This window comes from Mycobacterium sp., assembly GCF_035653355.1.
Taxonomy (GTDB): domain Bacteria; phylum Actinomycetota; class Actinomycetes; order Mycobacteriales; family Mycobacteriaceae; genus Mycobacterium.
Genome location: NZ_DASRBZ010000266.1, coordinates 1 through 5982, shown reverse-complemented (window position 1 = coordinate 5982; position 5982 = coordinate 1). Strand labels below are relative to the sequence as shown.

Genomic DNA, 5982 nt, shown 5'->3' with positions numbered 1-5982 from the left:
GATGACCCGCGCCCCGGCTTTCAACGCCCGGTCCGCTTCTTCTTCGGTGTGCACCTCGACCAGAGCGGTCATGCCCAACGACTCGGTGCGGTCGAGCATCGACACCAGCGCGGGCTGCTCGAGCGCCGCAACAATCAACAGCAGCATGTCGGCGCCGTGCGCGCGGGCCTCATGAATCTGATACGGACGGATCACAAAATCTTTGCGCAACACCGGAACCGAAACCGCAGCACGCACCGCGTCCAGGTCTGCCAGCGTGCCATGGAAGCGGCGTTCCTCGGTCAGCACGCTGATGATCCGCGCGCCGCCATCTTCGTAGGCGCGGGCAAGTTTCGCCGGATCCGAGATGCTCGCGAGTTGACCCGCTGATGGGCTGGCGCGTTTCACCTCAGCGATCACGGCGATCCCCGGCGCGCGCAACGCCGCCATCACATCGAGCGGCGGTGGTGCTGCTGCAGCGGCCGCTTTGATCTCCGACAGGCTAATGATGGCCTCACGAGCGGCAACATCCGCGCGGACTCCTTCGAGGATGGAGTCGAGCACGGTTGCCGAACTCATGGCTGTCGGTTCCTTTCGCCGAGCCCCGCCAGATTTATTGACGACGTCCATCGAAGGGTAGCGAGCGAGAGCGCGCCAGCCGTCACCGACCCTCGGAGTCAGTTTCGTGTCGCGGATCTTGATCCGGCGCTGGGCCGCGCTCGCGGGGACGATCGGTCGGGTCGTTGCCTTCGTCGAGCGCATCCCACATCATGCGTTCCGACACCGCGGTGTCGTCGCGGTCGGCCATCGACCGGCGGGCCGCGGGTGTCGTGTATTTCGTCGTCCCAGCCCACGTCGCTGACCGCATCAGCAACGCTGCACCAGCCAACATGCACGCTGCGGCCGCCAGCGTGATCGCGGCGCCCCAGAAGCGCCGCTCGCTGCCGACCAGCGTCAGCACCGGTACATGCGCGAGGTCGGCCCCCCGCACCGCCACGTCGGGCAGCGCCCACAAACCAATAGCGAGATAGCCGCTGGCCAAGCTCGCGGCCGCCACCATCAGCGCCAGCAGCCGCAGCGGCCATCCCCGCACCGCCAGCGCGGCGATGGCGGTGGCCAGCAGCAACAACGCCAATGGCACCAGCGCCGCGGACCACGTCGCGCCGGAAACGGTAGCGGTCTTCGGCGGCCCCAGTCCGTCGAACGACCGCACGACGACCCACGGCAGTCGCGACGCCGCCCACAGTCCGCCGGCGGCGACTACCAGCAACAGCTGAGCGGTCAAAACCATCGGTCGGCCGCGCCGCTCCGGCTTAGTCATTGCCGCCGGTGTCAGGCTCAGTGAGGGTCTCGGCAGCGGCGATGGCGTTCAGGACCGCCCGTGCCTTGTTAGTCGCTTCGGTGTGCTCGTAGGCGCCGTTGGAGTCGGCCACCACCCCGCCTCCGGCCTGCACGTAGGCGGTGCCATTGCGCATCAGCGCGGTGCGGATGGCGATCGCGAAATCGGCGTTGCCGGCGAAGTCCAGGTAGCCGACCACGCCGCCGTAGAGGCCGCGGCGCGTCTTTTCCACCTCTTCGATCAGCTCCATCGCCCGCACCTTCGGTGCACCCGACAGCGTGCCAGCCGGGAAGCAGGCGAGCACCGCATCCACTGCCGTACAGCCTTCTGCCAGCATCCCAGTCACCGTCGATACCAAATGCATGACGTGGCTGTAGCGCTCGATGTGGCTGTAATCCTCGACGCGAACCGTCCCCGGCACGCAGACCCGGCCAAGATCGTTGCGCCCCAGATCGACCAGCATCAAGTGTTCGGCGCGTTCCTTGTCGTCGGACAGCAGCTCCTTTTCCAGGAGCAGGTCCTCCTCCTCCGTCTGCCCGCGCCAACGGGTTCCGGCAATCGGATGGGTCGTCGCCCACTGATCCTGCACGGTAACAAGCGCTTCAGGACTGGAGCCCACTATCGAAAAGTCGGTTCCCCCAACATCATTCGGCACATGCAGCAGATACATGTACGGGCTGGGGTTGGATGCCCGAAGTATCCGGTAGACATCGATCGGCTCGACATCTGTATCCATCTCGAAGCGCTGCGACGGCACCACCTGAAAGGCCTCACCGGCTTCGATCTCGTGGACCAGGCGCTCGACGATCGCGCAGTACTCCTCGACGGTGCGCTGCGCGCGGTGCTTGGGCTCCGGCCTGCTGAACGTCGCCACGGTCGACGGCAACGGCTGGCCCAGCGCGGCGGTCATCACATCCAGCCGCGCGACCGCGTCGTCGTAGGCTTCATCAACCCGCTCGTCGGTGCCGTTCCAGTTCACCGCGTTGGCGATCAACGTGATGGTGCCCTCATGGTGATCGACGGCCGCGATATCGGTCGCCAGCAGCAGCATCATGTCGGGCAACCTGAGGTCATCGACCGCCAGTTCAGGCAGCCGCTCAAGCCGCCGCACCAAGTCGTAGGCGAAGAAGCCCACCATGCCGCCGGACAGCGGCGGCAGCCCGGGCAGGGCCGCGGTGGCCAACAGGTCCAAGGTGGCACGCAGCGCCTGCAGCGGGTCGCCGCCGGTTGGCGCGTCCTGCGGCACCGCGCCCAGCCAGACCGCTTCGCCGTCGCGCACGGTCAACGCCGACGGCGCCCCGGCACCGACGAACGACCACCGCGACCACGAGCGCCCGTATTCCGCGGACTCCAGCAGAAAGGTGCCGGGCCTGTTGGCGGCCAGCTTGCGGTAGGCCGACAGCGGGGTCTCCGTGTCGGCCAGCACCTTGCGCGTCACCGGAACCACCCGGTGCTCTGCGGCCAGCGCCCGGAAAGCCTCCCGCGAGGTAGTGGCGGCGGCGAGGTTGGCGTGCACGCAGCTATCTTTCCAGACATCTCGAGTGCGGCCGGCGTAGCGTTGACCGCCATGAAACCCGGTGACACCGCGCCAAACTTCGAACTGCCCGATCAGGACGGCAAACCCCGCTCGCTGAGCACCCTGCTCGCCGACGGGCCCGTGGTGCTGTTCTTCTACCCCGCCGCCGGAACAGCCGGCTGCACGCGCGAGGCCTGCCACTTCCGCGACGTGGCCAGCGAGTTCGCTGCCGTCGGCGGATTGCGGGTCGGCATCAGCACCGACCCGGTGAACAAACAAGCCAAATTCGCCGGCGACCACGGCTTCGATTTCCCGCTGCTGTCCGACGCCGACGGAACGGTCGCTCAGCAGTTCGGAGTCAAGCGCGGGCTGCTCGGAAAGCTGATGCCGGTCAAGCGCACCACGTTCGTCATCGACACCGACCGCACGGTGCTTAACGTGATCGGCAGTGAGTTCAACTTCAACTCGCACGCCGACAAGGCGTTGGAAACGTTGCGGGCGCGGGCGGGCCAGTCTGGTTGATGCTGCTTCTCCCTGACCGCGCCACCTCGCGGTCAGTCCTCCGGTGCCAGTAGTACGTCGGCGTCAAAGCAGCTGTGGTCGCCGGTATGGCACGCACCGCCGACTTGGTCGACGACCAGCAGCACTGCGTCGCCGTCGCAGTCCAATCGCACGGAATGCACATACTGGGTGTGCCCGGACGTTTCGCCCTTCACCCACTGCTCGCCACGCGATCGCGAAAAGTACGTCGCCTCACGGGTTTCCAGGGTGCGGGCCAGCGCCGCGTCGTCCATCCAGGCGACCATCAGCACGTCGCCGCTGACCCGCTCCTGCACCACGGCGGTGAACAATCCGTCAGCGTTGCGCTTGAGGCGCGCCGCGATGTCGGGATCCAGCGTCATCGCACCGTGATTCCCTCGGCGGCCATGGCGGCTTTCACCTCGCCGATGCTCAGCTGCCGGAAATGGAACACGCTGGCCGCCAACACCGCATCGGCGCCGGCGAAGACCGCGGGCGCGAAATGCTCCACCGCGCCCGCTCCCCCGCTGGCGATCACCGGCACGGTGACCGCTGCGCGCACCGCCCGCAGCATGGCCAGGTCGAAGCCGGCCTTGGTGCCGTCGGCGTCCATGGAATTCAGCAGGATCTCGCCGACCCCTAGTTCCGCACCACGGACCGCCCACTCGACGGCGTCGATGCCGGTGCCGCGCCGCCCACCGTGCGTGGTGACTTCCCAGCCCGACGGTGTGGGGGGTAACCCAGCCGGCACGGTGCGCGCGTCGACGGACAACACGATGCACTGCGAGCCGAACTGGCGGGCCAGCTCGGCCAGCAGGTCGGGGCGCGCAATCGCGGCGGTGTTCACCGACACCTTGTCGGCGCCGGCGCGCAGCAGACCGTCCACATCGGCCACCGTGCGCACCCCGCCGCCGACCGTGAGCGGAATGAACACCTGCTCGGCGGTGCGGCGCACCACCTCGAGCATGGTGGCTCGTCCTGCCGACGACGCGGTGACGTCGAGGAAGGTCAGCTCGTCGGCGCCTTCGGCATCGTAGATCGCGGCGAGTTCGACCGGATCACCTGCATCGCGCAGGTTTGCGAAGTTGACGCCCTTGACCACTCGCCCGTCGTCGACGTCCAGGCACGGGATCACCCGCACCGCAAGGCCGTTACCGGAAGACATGTCAGTAGGCTTCCGGCCCGCCGGTGCTGCGCAGTATCTCCAGCATTTCGGCGTGGACGCCGGGCGCGGCCGCCAAAGCCGACCGCGAGTCGGGCGTCCACGGGTCGCCGGCGAGGTTGGTCACGATGCCGCCGGCTGCCCGCACCAGCGCCACTCCGGCCGCGTGATCCCAGACATGGTCGCCGAAACTGATTGCGCCGCCCAGAATCCCGTCGGCAACGTAGGCGAGGTCGATGCCGGTGGCGCCGTGCATGCGCAGCCGCGACGACACCCGGCTCAAGTTTTCCAGCACGGCAAGCCGATAGCGGCCAGGGAATCGCCCCCGCGAGTCGGCGTTGAACGTTCCCATACCGATGATCGAGTCCGCCAGTTTGGCGGACGCCAGGATCGGCTGCGGCACACCGTTTTTGACCAGCGGGCCACCGACCACCGCGGTGTAGCGCTGCCCGGTGAACGGCACCCACGTCAAGCCCGCGACCGGATCACCCTTGTGCAAAAGCCCCAGCAGCATCGCCGACATCGGTGAGCCCGCGGCATAGTTGAACGTCCCGTCAACGGGGTCGAGCACCCACACCCACGGCGAGTCGACGTCCGCGCCGCCGAACTCCTCACCGTGCACCTCGATCCCGGTGGATTTAACCAACGCGTCGACGACCTGACGCTCAATAGCCAGGTCGACTTTGGTGGCGAAGTCGTTGCCCCGCTTGTTGACCGCCGAGTCGGCGCGGTGGCCCGCGACAAACTGCTCGCTGGCGGCGTCGAGAATCGCCGACGCCTCAGCCACGAGCGCGTCTAAGTCCTTCGTCATTCCCGCACCGCCGCCAGCGCCTGCGGCAAGCTGAATCGGCCGGCGTAGAGGGCCTTTCCGACGATGGCGCCCTCGACTCCGCTGCCGGTCAGGGTGGCGATGGCGCGTAGGTCGTCGAGGCTGGACACCCCGCCGGATGCGATCACCGGGGCGTCGGTGCGTTCGGCGACGGCGCGAAGCAGATCGAGATTGGGGCCAGTGAGCATGCCGTCCTTGCTGACATCGGTGACGACGAAGCGTGGGCATCCTTGGGCGACAAGGCGTTCCAGTACTTCCCACAAATCACCGCCATCGGTTTCCCAGCCGCGGCCACGCAGCCGATGCTCGCCGTCGACGATGCGGACGTCGAGGCCGACGGCAACTTTGTCGCCGTACTCGGCGATCACCTCGGCGCACCAGCCCGGGTTTTCCAGCGCAGCGGTGCCGAGGTTGACCCGGGCGCATCCGGTGGCCAGTGCTGCGGCCAGCGAGTCGTCGTCGCGGATGCCGCCGGACAGTTCGACGTGCACGTCGAGCTTGCCCACCACCTCGGCCAGCAGTTCGCGGTTGGAGCCGCGGCCAAAGGCGGCGTCGAGGTCGACGAGGTGAATCCACTCAGCTCCGGCGTCCTGCCAGGCCAGCGCGGCACTGAGCGGATCGCCGTAATGCGTCTCCGA

Annotated in this window: 8 protein-coding genes; 1 reads left to right on the top strand and 7 read right to left on the bottom strand. The window is 67.8% G+C overall.

Annotated features, from left to right (window positions below):
* The 3 genes from VFA16_RS09110 to VFA16_RS09100 all read right to left on the bottom strand — a co-directional run.
* A partial coding sequence (locus VFA16_RS09110; RefSeq protein ID WP_324967496.1) for an indole-3-glycerol phosphate synthase TrpC occupies positions 1–558 on the bottom strand: 558 nt, incomplete at its 3' end.
* Positions 559–640: 82 nt separating this feature from the next.
* Positions 641–1270 (bottom strand): TIGR02234 family membrane protein, encoded by a 630-nt coding sequence (locus VFA16_RS09105; protein ID WP_324967497.1) that lies wholly within the window; start codon positions 1268–1270, stop codon positions 641–643.
* A gap of 22 nt (positions 1271–1292) precedes the next feature.
* Positions 1293–2834, bottom strand: coding sequence for an anthranilate synthase component I (locus VFA16_RS09100; RefSeq protein ID WP_324967495.1), 1542 nt, complete (start codon positions 2832–2834; stop codon positions 1293–1295).
* Between the two features lie 51 nt (positions 2835–2885).
* On the opposite strand from VFA16_RS09100, the gene VFA16_RS09095 reads away from it, so the two are divergent.
* Entirely contained in the window at positions 2886–3356 is a 471-nt protein-coding gene (locus VFA16_RS09095; protein WP_324967494.1) for a peroxiredoxin, read from the top strand.
* Positions 3357–3388: 32 nt separating this feature from the next.
* Here the strand turns inward: VFA16_RS09095 and hisI are convergent, their stop codons facing one another.
* The 4 genes from hisI to priA form a co-directional block, all read right to left on the bottom strand.
* Positions 3389–3736: a phosphoribosyl-AMP cyclohydrolase gene (hisI, locus tag VFA16_RS09090; protein ID WP_324967493.1), complete on the bottom strand. Its 348-nt coding sequence runs from the start codon at positions 3734–3736 to the stop codon at positions 3389–3391.
* Positions 3733–4518 carry an imidazole glycerol phosphate synthase subunit HisF gene (gene hisF, locus VFA16_RS09085; RefSeq protein ID WP_324967492.1) on the bottom strand — a complete coding sequence of 262 codons (786 nt, stop codon included), beginning with the start codon at positions 4516–4518 and terminating at the stop codon, positions 3733–3735. Before hisF ends, hisI begins: the two co-directional genes overlap by 4 nt.
* Position 4519: 1 nt before the next feature.
* Positions 4520–5326: an inositol monophosphatase gene (locus VFA16_RS09080; protein WP_324967491.1), complete on the bottom strand. Its 807-nt coding sequence runs from the start codon at positions 5324–5326 to the stop codon at positions 4520–4522.
* A partial coding sequence (priA, locus tag VFA16_RS09075) for a bifunctional 1-(5-phosphoribosyl)-5-((5-phosphoribosylamino)methylideneamino)imidazole-4-carboxamide isomerase/phosphoribosylanthranilate isomerase PriA (protein ID WP_324967490.1) occupies positions 5323–5982 on the bottom strand: 660 nt, incomplete at its 5' end. The genes priA and VFA16_RS09080, both read right to left, overlap by 4 nt.